Here is a 19,087-nt window from a genome sequence, read left to right as displayed (position 1 = left end):
CGGCTTTGAAACTTGGTCGGTGAACTGGATCAGTTTCCGATTGTGCTCAGGTACGCGATGATATTGGCGCGATCAGTGGCTTTCTTGAAGCCTGCAAAGGACATCTTGGTGCCCGGAGCGAATTTTTTGGGGTTTTCCAGGAAACCGTTTAGGTTCTCAGCAGACCAGACGTCCGCGACGGCAACAAGGTTGCCGGAATACTTAAAGCCATCGATCGATCCAACTGCACGGTCGACAACACCAAACAAGTGTGGACCGGTGCCATTGGCGCCGTCTTCCAGCTTATGACAGGCTTTGCACTTCGAAAACGCCTTGGCACCTTTTTCGACGTCCGCCGCTGCCATCAGTTCTTCCAATGAAGGGCCTTCTTCAACAGCATGGTCGTCGCCATGGTCGTCAGCGCCTTCCACTTCGATCACATAAGCCTGTTCGGCGTGATCGCCATGGCCACCGCCACCAACGTGATACAGGGTTTCGCCGGCCCATCCGCCCAGCAAGAAAATCAAAAGGGCCCCGCACAGTGCGCCAAGGGCTTTGGTCATTGTCATCGTGTCAAACATGCTACGTTTCCGTCTCGTGGCGTTTTGCCGGGTATCTATCCGCTTCCTCTCGTTAAACGCAAGGTATAGTTACCGCGACGAAACGACCTTTGTTAAGCAATTTGGCGGAAAAGACACGAGATGACCAAACGTATCGCATTTCAGGGAGAGCCCGGAGCCTATTCACATCAGGCCTGCCACGAAGCCCGTCCCGATATGGAAGCCCTGCCCTGCCAGTCTTTTGAAGACGTGATCAATGCTGTCCGTTCGGGCGACGCTGACCTTGCCATGCTGCCGATCGAGAACTCAACCTATGGGCGGGTTGCCGACATTCACCGCCTTCTTCCCGAAAGCGGCCTGCACATCGTCGAGGAAGCCTTTGTGCGTGTCCGGATCAGCCTGATGGGTCTGCCTGGTGTCGCTCTTAACGAAATTGACACTGTGCGCGCGCATCTGGTGTTGCTGCCGCAATCTTCAAACTTTCTGGCCAAACATAATATTCATGGCATTTCCGCAGCGGACAGCGCCGGTGCCGCCAAAGAGCTTGTCGAATCCAAACGCCGCAACGAAGGCGTTTTGGCCTCTCAGCTGGCGGCTGATATCTATGGGCTTGAGGTGCTTGCCACCGATATCGAAGACCACGGCCACAACACGACTCGGTTTGTTATCATGTCGAACGAGCCCAACCACACCCGGCGCGGCGAGTTGGGAATGATGACCACATTTGTCTTTGAAGTGCGCAACATTCCCGCCGCGCTTTACAAAGGCATGGGCGGGTTTGCCACCAATGGCGTCAACATGACCAAACTGGAAAGCTATATGGTGGACGGGTCCTTCACCGCGACCCGGTTTTATGCCGACATCGAAGGTCATCCTGACGATGCACCTGTGCGTCGCGCTCTGGAAGAGCTGGAGTACTTCACCAACTCACTGACCATTCTCGGGGTCTATCCCGCGGTGAAGCTTCGCCACACTTAAGCGGCGTTACGCCAGTCGGGTAAACCGCTCTTCCATATCGCGCGCCTGTGTTGCCAGACGTTGATTAAAGCGTTTATTGATGTTGCCTTTGGCCAGCTTAAAGGACTGCACCAAAAGTCGGGCAGACAGGGTCTGCGGCGCCAAATTCGTTTCCACGTTCAGGCGCGTCAACGTCCGCGACAACGCCACCAGCTGCAGGCTGATCCGGGCATCGAGTCCTTGCATCTTAGCCTGAAGGGTCATGTCATACGGGTGATCAAATTCAATCACTTCAAGATCCAGCTTTCGGTCCTTACCACGAAAGGGAAACACGATTTTCCAGGACGCCCCGACACCGGGGGTTTTCAGGTTATCCGTTCGAACAACGTCTGCCCCACGGCGCATCGCTGACCGTTCGTGACGTTCAAAATCCGTGAGCATTTCGAAAACCTTATCGATTGGTACATCGATATTTTCCTGGGCCCCGAAATCCATCTCAGCTAATCCTACTGGTCGTTCACCTTTGGATTTCAGTTACGCCTTAATCCAACCGATCCGCAAGCCAGTTGCGCAGTAAAAAATGCGCAATGGCCCCTTTTCGCGCAGGTTTCAGGACCGGGTGCCTCCCAGAGAATGCCTGCATCATGTCTTCGCGGTTTACCCAAATGGCGTCTTCAAGCTCAACAGGATCCAGTGTGATTTCCTCAGTCACGGCATCCCCTCGGCAGCCAAACATCAAGGAAGACGGAAACGCCCAAGGCTGGCTGGACAGGTATTCGACCGCACCAACTGTAATGCCCGCTTCCTCCATCACCTCTCGCCGTACGGCAGCTTCAAGAGTTTCCCCCGGTTCCACAAATCCCGCCAGCAATGAATACATTCCTTCTGGCCAAATCGGTGAGCGTCCCATCAGGACCTTGTTTCCGTGGGTGATCAGCATGATGACAACAGGATCAGTGCGGGGAAAATGGCTACTGTTGCAAGACGGGCAATTGCGCTGCCAGCCAGCCATAGCCATTTCACTTTCATGGCCACAAACCGCGCAGAACCGGTGCGACCTATGCCAACTTAGGACCGCTTTGGCCGTTGCCGCCAGTTCCGCGTCACGCTGATCCAGTCGCGTCATGACCCCCCGCAGCTCGCAAAATACCTGTTCCGCTGACAAGGCAGGGTGATGTTGCTCGCTCTGGTCCAGAAAACTGCCCAATGCCTCCGTGTCCAAATCATCCGGTTTCCAGCTTGATATGTCGAACGCAAAACAATGTCCGCTTCCATCTCGGCCCAAGTAAATCGGCGGCATACGCGCTTCGGCCAGAATTGGATGGCCCGCTGGCAACCGCGCCAGCATGTCGCGATCAGCACCCGCCAAAAGAGGCTTACCACGCCAAAGAACGATCACCGTTGCCTCTGGTTCTGCCAGGGCCTTTTCCAGTGCTTCGGGATTGCCGCGCAACTCTGCTGCGCGGTCCAAACCAGAACCGCCAAATGTCACTGTCTCTGCGTGCCGCATGCCTTAACCCTTCGTAAACCCTCAACGGGCTTGCCACGGAAATGGTGCTGCGGCAATGCTTCGTCAGCCCAAGGGAGGTGTCACTTCTCTGCGGAATTTAAAAAAAGAACCAAATCTCCCTTGTATTACGCGCCTACGAATGCTCCCTTGCGCGAAGTGCCTTGCAAGTATTCGCTGTGTTTTCATAACTTTATCCCGAACGAGACATCGTGCCCGAACCTGACTCTTCCAAAATCAATTCAAATGATATCAGACTGACTTTGCTTGCAACAACAGACGTGCACGCCCATTTGCTTGCCTACGATTATTACAGCGACCACCCTGCAAAAGAAAAATCGGCCCTTTCGCGCCTCGCCACTTTGATCGCCTCGGAACGATCAAAAAACCAGAATGTCATTCTGGTCGACAATGGAGATTTTCTGCAGGGCACACCGCTGGCCGATGTATTCACCGATCAGACACCCCCTGAAACGGTCTCACACCCTGTGGTCGAAGCGATGAATGCTCTGGACTATGACGCAGCGGCGTTGGGCAACCATGAGTTCAACGTGCCGCTTGACCGATTGAGCGCCATCCTCAGAGAAATGCAATTCCCCCTGCTTTGTGCCAACCTCACACCGGTTGATCCAGACGAGCAATTTCTGAAAAATTTGTGGCAAAGCCATGTGATTTTAGAACCTCAGATTCAGGATCAGTCGGGACAATTGCAAACAGTCAGGATCGGGCTGTTCGGTGTTTTGCCACCTCAGGTCCTGAATTGGGACTATTCGCGGGTGTCCGGCAAAATTTCAGCGCAAGACAGCGTCGATGCCGCTCAGGTGGCGGTGCAGGATTTGCGCGATCAGGGTGCAGATGTCGTGATTGGCCTTGCCCATACGGGGGTGTCCAACGACACCCGACAGGGCAACATGGAAAACGCCGGGCTTTATATTGCAGGCATTGAAGGGATCGACGCGCTGATCCTCGGGCACTCACACCTTCGGTTTCCGGAAACAGATCAACCAGATCATCCGGAAATCCGGGAACGAGCAGGCACTATCGCCGGTGTGCCCACTGTCATGCCCGGATCGGCGGCCGCCTACTTAGGGAAAATTGACCTGGTTCTTGAAAAATCAGGGGCCTCCTGGAATGTCCGGTCTCATGCGGCTGAACTTATCCCAGGAACCGGTGCAAAGCTGCTTGCAGAAGATCCTAACATCGTGGCCCGCCTAACCCCGGCGCATGAATGGGTCCTGTCGCGGGTGCGAGAGCCCTTGGGAGAAGTGCCCTTTCCTATACACAGCTATTTTTCTTTGCTGCCCGGATGCACGTCTGTGCGTTTGGTGGCACATGCGCAGGCCAAATATCTGCGTAGCCAACTAAAAGGGACTTCGCTTGCGAACCTGCCACTTTTGTCCGCCGCCGCCCCGCAAAAATGCGGTGGGCGTAGCGGGTCGGGCCACTTCACCCACATTCCTGCCGGCCCAATCGCCCTGCGCAATATCTCTGACATTCAGTTCTTTCCAAACGATGTCAGCGCTCTGCAACTCACCGGGTGCGAAATTGTCGATTGGCTGGAAATGTCTGCCAGCATCTACAATCAGGTGCTGCCAGATTGTTCAGAACAACCTTTGCGAAATGATGACTTTCCACCGTACAACAGTGACACAATATTTGGTCTAACCTATGAGATCGATCTGAGCCTCCCACCGCGATTTGATCCGAATGGACATGAGATCAATCCTGAGACCAGACGCGTCCGTAACATTCGACACCACGGCACAGCAATTGACTCCAAGCAAAGCTTTGTTCTGGCCGTGAACAATTACCGATCAGGCGGAGGCGGAGGGTTTCCTCATGTCACACCGGACCGAATCGTCTTTCAAAGCGATACCAAAATCCGCGATCTGCTGGCAGAAACCGTGGCCAGACCTCTGTCTTTGGATGCCCTGCCCCCGTCACCCTGGAGCTTTTTGCCCATTGCAGGCGCTTCGGTCGTATTTGACACGGGGCCCGGCGTAAAACCCTTTCTAAATCAACTGAGCATTCCCGGATTGGAAGAAATCGGCCCGACGCACGACGGTTTCTTGCGCATGCGCCTGTCGATGAACCTTTAGGCGGCTTGCATCCTTACTCTGTGGCGATTATATCGTCGGTTGAGAGGTTGGCGCGGGCAGGCGCCTCGCCAACCTGGTCAGATCCGGAAGGAAGCAGCCACAACGAGCCCCGCTTGGGTCGATGTCCAGCCTCTCACCCAATACAATCCCCGGAGGATACATGGAGAATGTAGCACCCTTCCGGGCCGTCGCCGCATAATTACCATCGCGACCGTCCGACCGTTTATTGCCAGCCTGCACCTTTTGGGTCAGGCTCGACTATGACACGTATCGGGAATACCCCATTGACCAATTTTACACTGACCGACCTTGGATGGTCGCCCCACTTCGCCGCCCAATGCGACGATGATGATCTTTGCCACGCCGCCCGCGTCACCTCTATTGCCCGCGACAGGGTTTTCGTTCTGACAACAGACGGCCCTTTGACGGTACTTGCGCCATCTGACGCTCAAACATCTCATTTTGCCGTCGGCGACTGGGTGATTTTGACCACAGATCATGTGAGTATTGAGCGTCGACTGACGCCACACACGAACCTTGAACGCCGCGCAGCGGGCACCGGCGTTGAAACGCAGTTGATCGCTGCGAATGTTGACACGCTGGCCATCGTCTCATCTTGCAATGCTGACTTCAACGAAGCTCGTTTGGAACGCTATCTTGCGCTGGCGCTGACCTCTGGCTGCCTGCCGCTTGTGGTTCTGACAAAATCCGACCTATGCGACGACCCGCGTGATTACGTGCGCCGGGCTGAACGCCTTTCGCCTTTGGTGACAGCGCTGGCATTGAATGCCACTGCGGCGGACGAGGCCGAATTGTTGGCGCCTTGGTGCAAAGACGGTCAGACGATTGCCTTGCTGGGCTCCTCAGGTGTGGGGAAATCAACCTTATCCAACGCACTAACGGCCTCTCAGATCGAGACACAGGCGATCCGCGAAGATGATGCCAAGGGTCGCCATACCACAACGGTTCGCGAACTGTTTCGAACCCGTTTTGGTGGATGGCTGATCGACACGCCCGGCATGCGCGCTCTGCGCCTTGCCGATGCGTCCGAAGGCATTGAGGCGGTGTTTGGCGACATTGAAGATCTGGCGCGCAATTGCCGGTTTTCAAACTGCGCCCATGAAACCGAACCTGATTGCGCCGTTCTGAACGCAGTTGAAAGGGGTGAACTCACACCCGATCGCCTTGATCGGTGGCGCAAACTGTTGCGGGAAGATGCCCACAACAGTGCCACGCTACATGAAGCACACAGAAATGACCGTAACTTTGGGAAAATGGTGCGCTCCGCGATGAAAGATAAGCACGGCCGACGGCGTTAAATCTCAGAGGTGCAGAGCCCACTGCATCTGCGCCTCTGTCTCCACTGCGCAAGGCCGCACCACCCGCAATCGGTTCAACGCTTCAGCGCCGTTCTCGCCCATCTCAACCAGCAGACGCAAAATGGCCATCCCGGATCGGCCACAGCCTCCAAAGCAATGCACTAAAACGCGCCCTCCTTTATCGAGCGTTGCCCGCACCTGCTGAGACGTTTCTGGCCAGTGAGCAAGCGTCTTGCCTTCAGGTGCACCAAAATCACGGATCGGCAGATAGGCCCATTCGATCCCTGCGTGAGCCAGTTTGTCAGGAAAGCTTTCGGCCCCGATGCGATCAAGTTCCGCAAGCTCGGTCACCGACAAAACCAAAGCCGGTTGCCACGCCAGAAGGGTATCCAGATCGGCCGCAAAATCCCCATACCGTCCCGGAGCAGGGCAAATACCGATCACACCCCGCCCAGCACTCAACGATGTAATGACAAAGTTCACAGGCGTTTGGCCCCAAAGGTATCACATTGCTGCACATCGCCACTGTCATATCCGCGTTTGAACCAACGTGATCTCTGGGCAGATGTGCCATGGGTAAACGTATGTGGTTGTGGTATCCGGCCTGCGCGTTTTTGCAAGTGATCGTCCCCAATCATACGCGCCGCATTCAGCGCTTCCTCCAGATCGCCGGGTTCCAGCAGTCCGTCGACGGCGCGCGCCCAGACACCGGAAAGGCAATCGGCCTGCAACTCAAGCCGCACAGTTAGCGCATTGGCGTCCCGCTTGCTGGATTGCTGACGTGCTTGATGCACCTTGGAAAGGATACCCAATTCGTTTTGCACATGATGGGCGACCTCATGAGCAATCACATAAGCGGCAGCAAAATCGCCTTTGGCCCCCAGCTGGCGCGGCAAAGTCGCAAAGAATTGCGTGTCCAGATAGGCTTTGCGGTCACCGGGACAGTAAAACGGTCCCGTGGCCCCGCTGGCACCACCGCAGGGGCTTTGGGTCGTGCCAGAAAACAGCACCAGAACAGGTGGGGTATAGCTGCGCCCCAATTGCTCAGAAAACACCTGATCCCAAACCTCTTCGGTAGACCCCAGTACGGCCGCACTAAACGCCCCGGCCTTTTGTTCTTCGGCGCTCAATTCACCAGTGGCTTGTTGCTGTGGCTGGGCCATATCGTTCAGCAACGGTGACACATCAATGCCTGCAAAATATCCGATGGCCAGAATGACCAACAGACCGACACCGCCAATCCCGGCGCCCTTGGCACCCCCTGAGCGGCGGCGGTCCTCAACATTCTGGCTTTTCCGCACACCTCGTAAACGCATAACTTCCCTCACTCACAAACTGGCGCAAACCTAGCGCACCCCTTGCAGCCCCATCAACCCATAGGCTTAGTGCGCCTTGACCCGTACGGCGAGGGCAATGCACGCAAGGCAGGGTTCTTCGGTAGACGCGCCGCCCTGCCCGTCATACCTTATCTCAAACCGCGAATCCCGCACCAACGTGACAGGCCCCGCATGACCGACACCCAAGACACCGGCTATCAGGTTCTCGCCCGCAAATACCGACCCGAGACCTTTGCTGATCTCGTCGGACAGGACGCAATGGTGCGCACGCTGAAAAACGCGTTTGAGGCCGACCGCATCGCGCAAGCCTTTATCATGACCGGTATCCGCGGCACCGGCAAAACCACCACCGCACGGATCATTGCCAAGGGTATGAATTGTATCGGCCCGGACGGCGCTGGTGGCCCCACAACCGAACCTTGCGGGGAATGCGAAAACTGCGTTGCGATCATGGAAGGCCGTCATGTCGATGTGATGGAGATGGACGCCGCCTCTCGTACAGGTGTGAATGATATCCGCGAGATTATCGACTCGGTACATTACCGCGCGGCCTCGGCGCGTTACAAAATCTACATCATCGACGAAGTGCACATGCTTTCAACCAGCGCGTTTAACGCGTTGCTGAAAACCCTCGAAGAGCCTCCTGCACACGTCAAATTTGTCTTTGCCACCACCGAGATTCGGAAAGTCCCCGTAACGGTTCTGTCTCGCTGTCAGCGGTTTGATCTGCGCCGAATAGAACCCGAAGACATGATTGCCATGCTGCGCCGCATTGCCATCGCTGAATCTGCGGAAATCACTGACGATGCGCTCGCTCTGATCACCCGCGCCGCCGAAGGTTCGGCCCGCGACGCGCAATCCCTGCTGGATCAGGCCATCAGCCACGGCGCAGGCGAAACCAGCGCCGAGCAAGTGCGCGCCATGCTGGGGCTGGCTGATCGGGGTCGAGTGCTCGATCTGTTTGACATGATCATGCAAGGTGACGCAGGCGGCGCATTGGCCGAGTTGTCCGCGCAGTATGCAGACGGGGCTGACCCTATGGCGGTTCTGCGCGATCTCGCCGAGATCACCCATTGGGTCAGCGTGGTGCAAATCACCCCGGATGCCGCCGATGACCCCACCATTGGCCCGGACGAACGGGCCCGTGGTCAGACCATGGCCCATAAACTGCCGATGCGTGTGCTCACCCGGATGTGGCAGATGCTTCTCAAGGCACTGGAAGAGGTTGCTGCCGCCCCCAATGCGATGATGGCCGCCGAAATGGCGATCATCCGCCTGACACATGTGGCTGACCTGCCCAGCCCCGAAGAACTTTTGCGCAAGCTGAAAGACACTCCCGTTCCCCCTGCCCCCTCTGGTGGCCCGGGTGGTGGAGCCCCCACATCAGGCGGCACCGGCAGAGGCGCCCAGGCCGTGTCGACCACACAAACGGCTGGCGCACCCGGAGGCACTGTTACGGCCTTGGCGCAACAGCCGGAAACGGCGCTGGCAAGGTTCGCTACCTTTGATCATGTGATTGAGTTGATCCGTAAAAATCGCGATGGCAAGCTTTTGATGGATATCGAGGCCGACATGCGTCTGGTGTCTTATCGTCCGGGGCGAATCGAATTTGTCCCCACCGCCACAGCGCCCTCTGATCTCGCGCAACGCCTTGGTGCACGTCTACAAAGCTGGACTGGCAATCGCTGGGCCGTGATCATTGTGAACGAAGGTGGCACCGAAACCATCGTTGAAAAGCGCAACGCCGCACGCACCGCGCTTGAGGCCGAGGCGCTCAAACACCCCATGGTACAAGCGGTCAAAGATGCTTTCCCGCGAGCCAAGATCATCGACATCAAAACCCAGCAGGAAATTGTGGCCGAAGCCCAAGCGGACGCACTGCCCGAAGTTGATGAAGAATGGGACCCATTTGAGGAAGACTAGTCCCACCCGCGAGTCTCAGGTTGTGCTAAGACATTAGAAACGGGGCCTCCATCTGGACCCGGATCAATTCTCTCAGCACGATCAATCAAGCGCAAGGAATCTGGCCACTCGGCCTTGTCCCGATGGCCTGGTCACCGTATTTAAGGCTCAAACATTAACGCTACCCGATCAGGAGATCCCAGAATGCTTAAAGGACTCGGCCAAATGGGCGACATGGCCAAAATGATGAAGCAGGCGCAGGAACTGCAAACCAAAATGACCCAGATGCAGGACGATCTGCAAGACATCCTGGTTGTCGGTGAAAGCGGTGCAGGCCTTGTCAAAGCCACGGCTTCGGCCAAGGGTGAGCTTAAAGGCCTCGACATCGACCCTTCGATCTTTAATGGCGATGACAAAGAAGTTGTCGAAGACCTGATCCTTGCCGCGATCAAAGATGCTCAGACCAAAGCCGCGGATCGGGCGCAGTCAGAAATGGGCAAAATCAGCGAAGCCGTTGGCTTGCCTGCTGATTTCAAGATGCCGTTCTAATTTCTTGCCTCTGTTCCGGCTTCTTGCTTGTATAAATACTCAGAACCGGCGGCCTCATGGCTGCCGGAACAATAAGAGGGTCGGGCAATGAGCAGCAACGAAATCGACACCCTGATTGAGTTGATGGCCAAGCTGCCGGGCCTTGGACCCCGTAGTGCGCGACGGGCCGTTCTGCATCTGATCCGCAAACGTGCCCTTTTGCTGACCCCTTTGGCGGACGCCATGCAAGAGGTGGCCGTGACAGCCCGCGAATGCCTGAACTGCGGCAACGTTGGCACCACAGATATCTGTGAGATTTGCGCCAGTGAAAAGCGTGCCAATGGTGAACTTTGCGTGGTCGAGGATGTCTCGGATCTCTGGGCGATGGAGCGCGCCGGGGTATTCAAGGGTCGCTATCATGTTCTGGGTGGCACGCTTTCGGCTCTGGACAGTATTGGCCCCGAAGACCTGTCGATCCCTAAACTAATCGACCGGATCACCTCCGAAAACATCACCGAAGTTATTCTGGCGTTAAATGCCACCGTCGATGGCCAGACCACAGCGCATTATATCGCGGATCAACTGGAAGATCGCGTTCGGTTGACCTCTCTTGCCCAAGGTGTGCCTGTTGGGGGTGAACTGGACTATCTTGATGAAGGCACCATCAGCGCCGCTCTGTCTGCAAGACGCGCCTTGTAAGGTTGCGCACGGGTGATAGTGTTTCTTTTGGTCGGCGCTAAGGTCGGCTGGTCGGAACAGACAATATCATGACACCACCCCATAGTGATCCACGCGCCAGTCGGGACAACCTGCCCTTGGCCATCGGCAGTATTCTGTTTTCGGTACTGGCGCTGTCGCTTGGCGATGCCCTCATCAAATTGACCAGCAGCAGCTTTGCCCTTTGGCAGATTTTTTTCCTGCGGTCTTTGATAGCGATCCCTGTGTTGCTGATACTTCATCGCTTGTCCGGAAAAGGCGCCAGCCTGCGCCCTATTCGGGGGGTCTGGACCATTCTGCGAAGCCTGTTGTTGGTGGTGATGTGGGTGATCTATTACACCGCGTTGCCGCATTTGCAGCTTCCCGTTGCCGCCGCCGCTTTTTATACATTACCGTTCTTTATAACCCTGTTTTCGGCCCTGTTGCTGGGGGACAAAATCAGCCGTGTGGGGTGGATCGCGGTGGCTATCGGGTTTGTGGGCATACTGCTGATCCTGCAACCCAGCGCCAGCGATTTCAGCGTCTACGCCCTGCTGCCGCTTATCTCAGCGATGCTTTATGCGTTGGCCATGATCCTCACGCGCAGCAAATGTCAGGGGGAACATCCGATGACCTTGGCGGTTGGGTTGAATGTTAGCTTTGTTGTGGTCGGTGGCGTCATGTCACTCTTGGTCAGCCTTTCGCCAAACGCGACAGACGGCGGCTTTTTTCTCAGCCAGTGGAGCCCCATGTCAGGCTTGGCTTGGCTGGCGATGACCATCCTCGCCACTTCGATTTTGATTGGTAGCCTCGGGGCCGCAATTGCCTATCAAAAGGGGCCACCCGCCATCGTAGGTATCTTTGACTTTGCCTATGTTGGCTTTGCCGTGATCTGGGGCGTGGTGATTATTGGCGAGGTTCCGAGCATGGGTGCCTTTGCCGGCATCGCTTTGATCACTATGGCCGGAGCATTGTCCGTCAAACGAAAAAGCCCCGACGCGAAATCCGCACCGGGGCTTTGAAACTTAGGCCTAATCCACTTTGATTAAGGCTGCTCTTCACCGTCGCCAGATGGCAGGTTAAAGAAGCTGTCCGCGTCCGAGAAATCACCCTTGGTGGTGTCTTCGCCGTCTTCATCGTCATCATCCGACAACGAGAAGGTTTCGAGACCCTCAATCGCGGTTGGGATTTTGGGTTCAGCTTCCATGCCCAAAGATTGTTCAGTCGACACCAGTTTACGACGTTCGTCATCGCTCATGACAGCGTCGCCAACGTTCTTGGAGGCTGCCTTCTGGACGACCGCATCCAATTCAGACTGTTTACACAGCCCCAAAGCGACCGGATCAATTGGTTGAATGTTTGAGATATTCCAGTGAGTGCGCTCACGGATCGCCTGAATGGTGGGCTTGGTGGTGCCGACCAGTTTGCTGATCTGACCGTCGGTCAGTTCTGGGTGGAATTTGACCAGCCACAGAATAGATGCCGGACGGTCCTGACGTTTCGACAGAGGCGTGTAACGCGGTCCGCGACGCTTATCTTCACCGGCAGCAGCTGCGTTAAACTTAACCACCAGTTTGAAAGCTGGATTGTCTTGTGCGTTATCGATGTCTTCCTGATCCAGCTGATGGTTGGTCACCGGGTCAAATCCTTTGACGCCCGCCGCCACATCACCGTCTGCAATGCCTTGGACTTCCAGCTCGTGCATGCCAACAAAATCGGCAATCTGCTTGAAGCTGATCGTTGTGTTATCTACCAGCCAAACAGCGGTGGCCTTGGGGTGCAGCAATTTGGTCATTTGCAGGTCTCCTTAGAACATATCTTCCCCGGCGCCTGACTTTGCAGGCAGCACCTTTTGAGGGGTGCGGGTTTCCATTGTCGGGGAACTTGGCGCCTATATAATGGCATCTGTCAGATAAGGAAAGAGTGAATGCGGTACCTGAAAATCCTTGCGGGCATGATCCTGCTTGCCTCCCCAGCCATGGCCCAAACACACAAAGCGGGCGAATTCGACTACTATGTTCTGGCGCTCAGCTGGTCGCCCAATTGGTGCCGGATTGAAGGCGATGCAAAACAGTCTCCGCAATGCGATACGTCCGAGGATTTTGGTTGGGTCATGCATGGACTTTGGCCGCAATACCATCGTGGATGGCCGGAACATTGCACTACAAACCACCGCAATCCGCCTCGGGGTTTAACCGAACAAATGGCTGATATTATGGGAACTTCTGGTCTTGCCTGGTATCAATGGAAAAAGCATGGGCGGTGTTCAGGGCTGTCCGCCGAAGACTATTACGCCTTGTCCCGCAAGGCCTATGGAAGCGTGACCCGCCCGGCCATTTTTCGCAAACTGGACAAACCCGTCAGACTGCCCGCATCAGTGGTGGAGGATGCCTTTCTCAAGGCCAATCCACAGCTTGAGAAAGACATGCTGACGATCACCTGCCGCGATGGTTTCATTCAGGAAGCCCGCGTCTGTCTGTCGCGCGACCTCACCCCGGTGCCTTGCGGTCGGGATGTGATCCGGGACTGTTCGCTAAAGGATGCCCTGTTTGACCCGGTGCGCTAATTGACCCTGTCGCCAATCAGTCAGGGCTGATCATCAAGCCGCCATTGCGGGCCTCGGTGCATTTCTTGTCTGCGAAATCCGCTGATTTTTCAGTGTAATGCACTGATTTAATGGTACTACCGCTGCGCCGGATATAAAACGGTTGGTAGCCCAGATAGCCGCCAACTTCGTCCATCGCATTCATCTGCCCGCAATAGACCCTGTCGCCGTTGCTCAGTTGATAGGCCTTAAAATCATCAAATTTGGCGCCGTTCGGGTTTGCGGTTTCCGCCGCCACAATGTTCTTGGCATAGAAAACCTCGCGCGGCTCGGGCGTGGCGGGTGCGGTCGTTACCTGCAGTGTGTTCGGGTTCGAACATCCGGCCACGGTCAATACGCCTGCTAACAAAATAAGTTTCTTCATAGTCTCTGCTTTCTGTCGAATCTGTCGCTTGCAGCAGAGGAACACACCATTTTGGCAGGAACGGGGCGGATCTAGGACAATCGGCAAAATGTCCATTTTGTACAAAATTTTCAGAGCAAATATCCGTTTTGTACAAAACAATTGCGGTAGATTTGTTAACTTTTCTTTCAGAAGTTCTTCTGCGTGCAGGACAGCAAAACAAAAAACCCGGTCACATGGACCGGGTTTTTCTAATTCTGTGCCGATGTCAAAGCTTAGTGCAGCTTGGCATCTACATCTGCGATCGCATCTTCGATCAGCTTGTTGCCTTGTGCTGCCGTCATCTGCTTGGCGATCACATCTTTGGCGGCACCAATTGCGATGGTGATGGCCTGATCGCGCACTTCTTTGACGGCACCATCCTGAGCAGATTTGATCTGATCTTCAGCGGCGGCCAGACGGCGCGCAATCGAAGATTTCAGATCTTCCTTGGCCAGCTCGGCTGCGGTGGCAGCTTCGGACTTGGCGTGCTCAACGATACGGTCAGCTTGTTCCTGAACTTCTTTTTGCTTGCGCTCATAAGACGCCAGAATGGTCTGGGCCTCTTCGCGCAGGGCACGGGCTTCATCCAGTTCGCTCTGAATGCCTTCGGAACGCTTGTCCAGCATTCCACCCAGCATACCGGGCACCTTGAACTTCATCAGAACAAGGATGAACAGAATGAACGCCATCAACACGATAAAATTGGTGTTGTGCAGCGAGAAGAAAGGACCGCTTGCGGCAAATGCCGGGCTGGCAGCGGTGAGGGCGAGGAGAATTGCTAGTTTACGCATGATCCTTACCCCTTGATCCGTGTGTCGACAGCGGCGCCTACGGCCTTGACGTCTGCTTTGCCACCCAGCGTCGAGACGATCTCGGTGGCCGTATCAGATGCAACTTCTTTGACAGCGACCAGTGCACCAGCGCGGATTTCGGCAATTGCCTTTTCCGACTCGGCTGCCTTGGCGGCAATCTCTGCATCCGCCTTGGCGATTGCTGCATCCAGTTCGACCTGAATCTCGGCCTTTGCTTCTGCGACGATGGCCTGTGCTTGAGCACGGGCATCTGCGAGCGCCTTGTTATAGGCCTCTTCCGCTTCGGCGGCTTTCACCTTCAGCCCTTCGGCTGCGGCGATGTCATTTGTAATTGTCCCCTGGCGCTCGGCCAGAACCGCAGCGATGCGCGGTAGCGCGATGCGCGACAGGACGAAGTAGATCGCGACAAGCGTGATCATCAGCCAGAAAATCTGGTTTCCCCAGTTCGAAAAATCGAGCTGTGGCATGCCGGGCGCGGATGCGGCTGCATCTGCGGCGTGGCTTGTGGCTTCGTGCGTTTCGGTCGCCATGTCGTCCTCCTGGGAACTTCCGTTTGATTACGGGCGGGGCGCTATCATTTGACGCGCCCGCGCCCGCACGTAAGGATATTCCAGTTGGCTTAGACGGCGAACATCAGCAGCAATGCAACCAGGAACGAGAAAATGCCCAGTGCTTCTGCAAATGCGATACCGATAAACAGAGTGGCAGTTTGCGAAGCAGCTGCCGAAGGGTTGCGCAGAGCGCCTGCGAGGTAGTTGCCTGCAACGTTACCAACACCGATTGCGGCAGCGCCGGAACCGATAGCTGCGAGACCTGCGCCGATGTGTGCGAGTTGACCTTCCATTGATGTATCTCCTTACGATTGGAAGTTAGAAACTGTAGTGAAGTATGTTCAGACCTTAGTGCGAAGGATGCAGGGCATCTTTCAGATACACACAAGTCAGAATGGTAAAGACGTAGGCCTGGATAAAGGCCACCAGGACCTCAAGACCATACATGGCGGTGATGGCGACAACCGACAGTGGGCTGACCACTGCGATCGCGGCAAAACCGGCGAAAACTTTGAGAACGGCGTGACCGGCCATGATGTTACCAGCCAGACGAATGCTGTGGCTGACGGGGCGCACAAAGTAGCTGATGATTTCGATCAGGGCCAGAACCGGGCGCAGTGCCAATGGTGCTGACGAGACCCAGAACAGGCCCAGAAAACCGGCGCCATTCTTGACGAAACCCACGATGGTCACAGTCAGGAACACCATCAGCGCCAGAACTATGGTCACGGCAAAATGCGATGTGGTTGCAAAGCTCATCGGCAGCAGACCAAGGAAGTTGGCCATCACGATGAACATGAACAGGGTCATGATGTAGGGGAAGAATTTGATCGCGTCCTTACCGGCCACGTCTTCCACCATCTTGTAAACAAAGCCGTAGGCCAGCTCACCGATTGATTGCGAGCGGCTGGGAACAACCGCGCGACGACGGGTGCCCAGAACCATCAGGCCAATCACTGCAACGACGGACAATGCCATCCACAGGGTGACGTTGGTGACAGTGTACCAGTGGATTGTGTCGCCACCAAACAGGGGCTTTACAATGAACTGATCCATTGGGTGGAATACCAGACCGCCTGTCTCGGCGCCGTGTGCTTCGCTTGCCACGTCTTAGTCCCTCTCGTCTCTCTCGGCCTGTTCGGCCAATTGGTCCTCTTGGATCTCTTTGGCGCTGCGCAGCATCGTCTTGATACCGGCCGCGAGACCCAACATTGTAAACAGCACCAGGAAAATCGGTATGGTTCCAAGCAGGAGATCCAACCCGTATCCGATGCCAAAGCCGATCCCAAGACCGGCCACTAATTCAATCACCATGCGCCAGGCCAGATTGGCCGCCGAATAGTGTTCGTCCACCCGGGGTTTCGGTGCCTGGGCCAGTTTGGCCGCCTCGATCTTTGCTTCCAGCTGCGCCAGGCGCTCTTTCTGGTCGGGATCGGTCACGCGTTTTTCCCCATTCGGAACTTGGCGCATTGCTACGGCGCGAGGGGCTGTGAGTCAACCGCGCTGAAAGCCGCCGAAACTTCTGGTTAAGACCTTGTAATTATGTATATTTTTTAAAAATCGAATAGGGATGTCGAGTCTGTCGCAGGTCAGGTTTTTGCAATTGGGGTGGATTTGGCACATTCAACCTTTTGGTTGAGTTTAATTTGCTGAAAGCGGCTGACGGTAGGGACGCGCTTCGTCCAGCAACCAGGCTCGAAACTGTTTCACCGCGGAGCGACGTGGGCCACGGCTGCCGTAGACCAGAAAGAATGCCCCATCCCGGACGCCGATATCAAAACAGCGCACCAGCCGCCCCATTTCGAGATCGAAGGACACACATTCCGATGAACCGAGATAAACCCCAAGGCCATTCAGACCGGCTTCGTAGGCCAGTGGCGACTTCAAACGCCAGCCTCCTTCCGTCACCTCGTGGGCCTCGACCTTGGCGGCGGCGAACCATTGGCGCCAAATGTTGTTGGTTCGGTCCCGATAGCGGGGCACATTCAGCAAGTCTTTGGGTTCGCGAATGTGACGCTCCATGAACTCAGGCGTGGCATGCGGATACAAAGGCGAGGATGACAACAGTTCGCAGGGGCCATCCAAAGCGCCCGTATGCGCAAAGCGGATCGCGATATCGGCCTCATAGCGTTCGACATCCGCCAAGCGTGCCGAAGCCTCCAGCCGGACTTCGATCTCTGGATAGGCCGCCTGAAACGTCGCAAGTCTTGGGATGATGAAACGTTCGGCAAAAAGCGGTTCGCTATTCACGGTAACCTGACCGCTTGGCGTCGCGATCAGATCGTCGGTGGCGTCAGCGATCATATCCAAGGCAGGTAGAACCCGTTCGAGGTAACTGCGCCCTTCGAGCGTCAATTCGACCCCTCGCGGCAGATCGCGGAACAGTTTTACGCCCAGCCGATCCTCGAGGCCACGCACGTGGCGGCTGATGGCGGAATGGCTAACACGCAATTCGTCGGCCGCGCGGCTGAAGCTTTGATGACGGCCCGCAGCATCAAATGCGCGCAAGGCATTAAGTGGTGGCAGTGAGCGAGACATGAGTACTTGTGCCTTTTTAGCACACGTACTGTCAAGCAAAGGTCTTTGAACTTGCGCAGTGGAGTGACCATACTGCCCTTGTAAATCAATCATATTGCGAGAAAATCATGTCGATTTCTGATTACAACACGCCTTTGCGTGCACCTAGAACCATTGCCTTTTTGATGCGTGTACCTTTGCGCTGGGTTTTGCCCGTTTTGCAGGGCCTTGCCGCCGGGACAGGGCCGAGTGAACCCTATATCAGCGACAGGACGGCGCGTGACATTGGCCTGCGGGGACCAGAACTTGAGAGACGACGGATCAAGTGGCCATCGCACCAAAATAGGCTGTGAGCGGCTTTTCACGCCGCACGTTCAAGGCTATCAAGGCGCATGTCTGATCCTCTTGATACCGCTTTTGCAGCCCTTGCCGATCCAACCCGCCGGGCGATCCTTGGGATGTTGCTTGAGGATGACATGGCTGTGACGGATGTGGCTGAACCATTTGAGATGTCATTGGCCGCGATTTCCAAACATCTGGTGATCCTCACACGAGCGGGGCTGATCTCTCAGGAAAAGCGCGGGCGAGTGAAATGGTGCAAACTGGAGCCGGACGCCTTGCGGGCCGCGTCGGTGTGGATGCAGGGATTTGGGCAGTTTGAACCTGTTAATCTGGATGCGTTTGAGCGTTTTCTGGAAGGGGAATTGGACGAGCATCGCAAAGATGACGAAAAATGACGCCCGTGCCGGACAAAGCAACGGTTGCCCGCTTTGTTTTCGGTTTTTATGATCGCCTGATGAAAAACTTGATCAGGAAATCAGCCTTTGCATTGTCCTTAGGGTTTTCAGCAGCGATGTCTTTTGCTTACTACGATTTCTACTTTAAGTGGCGGAGCTGTTTCAATGAACTTGGCCGGTGCATCGACAGCAAAACCGGCATCGTTTATCTGGAACAGTCGGGAGTAGTCTGGCTGTCTCTGGCATTGCTTGCGACCTGCGCGACGCTGTATCAATTTAAACGGTTGATCCGCTGAATCCTCGAAAATGGGGAGCAAGCCAAACATTGATTATCAACACCTATTCTTCACCCCGCCCAAACGCGTAAACGCCCTGACAAATTTCGCAGCGGGGCGATAGTGCGAAGGGCAATGACATCTTTGATGCTCCAACCGTCGTCAAACGAGTGCGGAATGAGGTCAGCACCAAGATCATCAAGCAGCGGAACCAGTTTGGCGAACTCTTTTTCTGTGACAGCCAAAAGATCAGTCTTGTTGGTGGCGGCGAGCATGGGATTCTCCTGTGCCCGTGATCCTTCACAAACTGGCACCCACTGC

Annotated in this window: 24 protein-coding genes and 1 other RNA gene; 11 read left to right on the top strand and 14 right to left on the bottom strand. The window is 55.6% G+C overall.

What is annotated here, in order from left to right; genetic code table 11:
- Positions 1-29 precede the first annotated feature (29 nt).
- Positions 30-560, bottom strand: a complete 531-nt coding sequence (locus BUC32_RS10440) for a c-type cytochrome (RefSeq protein WP_073252319.1) — start codon at positions 558-560, stop codon at positions 30-32.
- Between the two features lie 120 nt (positions 561-680).
- Between BUC32_RS10440 and BUC32_RS10435 the strand changes: the two genes are divergently transcribed.
- The gene (locus BUC32_RS10435) at positions 681-1,517 is read left to right on the top strand and encodes a prephenate dehydratase (RefSeq protein WP_073252317.1); all 837 of its coding nucleotides are present in this window, start codon (positions 681-683) and stop codon (positions 1,515-1,517) included.
- A 6-nt stretch (positions 1,518-1,523) separates the two neighbouring features.
- Here BUC32_RS10435 and BUC32_RS10430 read toward each other — a convergent pair whose 3' ends face one another.
- A complete protein-coding gene (locus tag BUC32_RS10430; protein ID WP_073252315.1) occupies positions 1,524-1,991 on the bottom strand; it encodes an SRPBCC family protein in 468 nt (155 codons plus the stop codon).
- A gap of 46 nt (positions 1,992-2,037) precedes the next feature.
- A complete protein-coding gene (gene nudC, locus BUC32_RS10425) occupies positions 2,038-3,006 on the bottom strand; it encodes an NAD(+) diphosphatase (RefSeq protein WP_073252313.1) in 969 nt (322 codons plus the stop codon).
- Positions 3,007-3,215: 209 nt separating this feature from the next.
- Here nudC and BUC32_RS10420 point away from each other — a divergent pair, with 209 nt between their 5' ends.
- The 3 genes from BUC32_RS10420 (at position 3,216) to rsgA (ending at position 6,421) form a co-directional block, all read left to right on the top strand.
- On the top strand, positions 3,216-5,102 hold the full coding sequence (locus tag BUC32_RS10420) for a bifunctional 2',3'-cyclic-nucleotide 2'-phosphodiesterase/3'-nucleotidase (RefSeq protein WP_073252311.1): 1,887 nt from the start codon (positions 3,216-3,218) through the stop codon (positions 5,100-5,102).
- A gap of 40 nt (positions 5,103-5,142) precedes the next feature.
- An RNA gene (gene ffs / locus BUC32_RS10415) (signal recognition particle sRNA small type) lies at positions 5,143-5,241 on the top strand.
- 145 nt (positions 5,242-5,386) lie between these two features.
- Entirely contained in the window at positions 5,387-6,421 is a 1,035-nt protein-coding gene (rsgA, locus tag BUC32_RS10410) for a ribosome small subunit-dependent GTPase A (protein WP_245815163.1), read from the top strand.
- A gap of 3 nt (positions 6,422-6,424) precedes the next feature.
- On the opposite strand, the gene BUC32_RS10405 is transcribed toward rsgA, so the two are convergent.
- Both BUC32_RS10405 and ypfJ read right to left on the bottom strand, forming a co-directional pair.
- Complete coding sequence (locus tag BUC32_RS10405; protein ID WP_073252307.1) at positions 6,425-6,904, bottom strand: dual specificity protein phosphatase family protein; 480 nt, start codon at positions 6,902-6,904, stop codon at positions 6,425-6,427.
- Positions 6,901-7,737: a KPN_02809 family neutral zinc metallopeptidase gene (ypfJ, locus tag BUC32_RS10400; RefSeq protein WP_073252305.1), complete on the bottom strand. Its 837-nt coding sequence runs from the start codon at positions 7,735-7,737 to the stop codon at positions 6,901-6,903. Before ypfJ ends, BUC32_RS10405 begins: the two co-directional genes overlap by 4 nt.
- A 192-nt stretch (positions 7,738-7,929) precedes the next feature.
- Between ypfJ and BUC32_RS10395 the strand changes: the two genes are divergently transcribed.
- The 4 genes from BUC32_RS10395 (at position 7,930) to BUC32_RS10380 (ending at position 11,906) form a co-directional block, all read left to right on the top strand.
- Positions 7,930-9,681: a DNA polymerase III subunit gamma/tau gene (locus tag BUC32_RS10395; protein WP_073252299.1), complete on the top strand. Its 1,752-nt coding sequence runs from the start codon at positions 7,930-7,932 to the stop codon at positions 9,679-9,681.
- A gap of 183 nt (positions 9,682-9,864) precedes the next feature.
- A complete protein-coding gene (locus BUC32_RS10390) occupies positions 9,865-10,209 on the top strand; it encodes a YbaB/EbfC family nucleoid-associated protein (RefSeq protein WP_073252297.1) in 345 nt (114 codons plus the stop codon).
- Between the two features lie 87 nt (positions 10,210-10,296).
- The gene (gene recR, locus BUC32_RS10385) at positions 10,297-10,887 is read left to right on the top strand and encodes a recombination mediator RecR (protein ID WP_073252295.1); all 591 of its coding nucleotides are present in this window, start codon (positions 10,297-10,299) and stop codon (positions 10,885-10,887) included.
- Between the two features lie 68 nt (positions 10,888-10,955).
- Positions 10,956-11,906 carry a DMT family transporter gene (locus tag BUC32_RS10380; RefSeq protein ID WP_073252293.1) on the top strand — a complete coding sequence of 317 codons (951 nt, stop codon included), beginning with the start codon at positions 10,956-10,958 and terminating at the stop codon, positions 11,904-11,906.
- Positions 11,907-11,929: 23 nt separating this feature from the next.
- On the opposite strand, the gene BUC32_RS10375 is transcribed toward BUC32_RS10380, so the two are convergent.
- Positions 11,930-12,679 carry a DUF1013 domain-containing protein gene (locus BUC32_RS10375; protein WP_073252291.1) on the bottom strand — a complete coding sequence of 250 codons (750 nt, stop codon included), beginning with the start codon at positions 12,677-12,679 and terminating at the stop codon, positions 11,930-11,932.
- A gap of 132 nt (positions 12,680-12,811) precedes the next feature.
- Here BUC32_RS10375 and BUC32_RS10370 point away from each other — a divergent pair, with 132 nt between their 5' ends.
- A complete protein-coding gene (locus BUC32_RS10370) occupies positions 12,812-13,450 on the top strand; it encodes a ribonuclease T2 family protein (protein ID WP_073252289.1) in 639 nt (212 codons plus the stop codon).
- A gap of 16 nt (positions 13,451-13,466) precedes the next feature.
- On the opposite strand, the gene BUC32_RS10365 is transcribed toward BUC32_RS10370, so the two are convergent.
- The 7 genes from BUC32_RS10365 to BUC32_RS10335 all read right to left on the bottom strand — a co-directional run bounded on the left by BUC32_RS10365 (position 13,467) and on the right by BUC32_RS10335 (position 17,775).
- Entirely contained in the window at positions 13,467-13,853 is a 387-nt protein-coding gene (locus BUC32_RS10365) for a hypothetical protein (RefSeq protein WP_073252287.1), read from the bottom strand.
- Positions 13,854-14,107: 254 nt separating this feature from the next.
- Entirely contained in the window at positions 14,108-14,665 is a 558-nt protein-coding gene (locus tag BUC32_RS10360) for a F0F1 ATP synthase subunit B (protein ID WP_073252286.1), read from the bottom strand.
- Positions 14,666-14,670: 5 nt separating this feature from the next.
- Complete coding sequence (locus BUC32_RS10355) at positions 14,671-15,216, bottom strand: F0F1 ATP synthase subunit B' (RefSeq protein WP_073252284.1); 546 nt, start codon at positions 15,214-15,216, stop codon at positions 14,671-14,673.
- Between the two features lie 89 nt (positions 15,217-15,305).
- Positions 15,306-15,530: a F0F1 ATP synthase subunit C gene (locus BUC32_RS10350; protein ID WP_022572950.1), complete on the bottom strand. Its 225-nt coding sequence runs from the start codon at positions 15,528-15,530 to the stop codon at positions 15,306-15,308.
- Positions 15,531-15,585: 55 nt separating this feature from the next.
- Positions 15,586-16,344, bottom strand: a complete 759-nt coding sequence (locus tag BUC32_RS10345; RefSeq protein WP_073252282.1) for a F0F1 ATP synthase subunit A — start codon at positions 16,342-16,344, stop codon at positions 15,586-15,588.
- Positions 16,345-16,347: 3 nt separating this feature from the next.
- A complete protein-coding gene (locus tag BUC32_RS10340; RefSeq protein ID WP_073252409.1) occupies positions 16,348-16,677 on the bottom strand; it encodes an AtpZ/AtpI family protein in 330 nt (109 codons plus the stop codon).
- A gap of 201 nt (positions 16,678-16,878) precedes the next feature.
- On the bottom strand, positions 16,879-17,775 hold the full coding sequence (locus tag BUC32_RS10335; RefSeq protein WP_073252280.1) for a LysR substrate-binding domain-containing protein: 897 nt from the start codon (positions 17,773-17,775) through the stop codon (positions 16,879-16,881).
- 371 nt (positions 17,776-18,146) lie between these two features.
- Here BUC32_RS10335 and BUC32_RS10330 point away from each other — a divergent pair, with 371 nt between their 5' ends.
- Positions 18,147-18,491, top strand: a complete 345-nt coding sequence (locus BUC32_RS10330) for an ArsR/SmtB family transcription factor (RefSeq protein ID WP_073252278.1) — start codon at positions 18,147-18,149, stop codon at positions 18,489-18,491.
- A gap of 5 nt (positions 18,492-18,496) precedes the next feature.
- Entirely contained in the window at positions 18,497-18,787 is a 291-nt protein-coding gene (locus tag BUC32_RS10325) for a hypothetical protein (protein WP_139280695.1), read from the top strand.
- Between the two features lie 50 nt (positions 18,788-18,837).
- Here the strand turns inward: BUC32_RS10325 and BUC32_RS10320 are convergent, their stop codons facing one another.
- On the bottom strand, positions 18,838-19,041 hold the full coding sequence (locus tag BUC32_RS10320) for a hypothetical protein (RefSeq protein ID WP_073252274.1): 204 nt from the start codon (positions 19,039-19,041) through the stop codon (positions 18,838-18,840).
- Between the last annotated feature and the right edge of the window lie 46 nt (positions 19,042-19,087).

This window comes from Shimia gijangensis, from assembly GCF_900142085.1.
In the GTDB taxonomy this organism is placed as follows: domain Bacteria; phylum Pseudomonadota; class Alphaproteobacteria; order Rhodobacterales; family Rhodobacteraceae; genus Shimia; species Shimia gijangensis.
The sequence above is the reverse complement of the archived record's forward strand: the minus strand, read 5'-3'. Positions and strand labels throughout refer to the sequence as shown.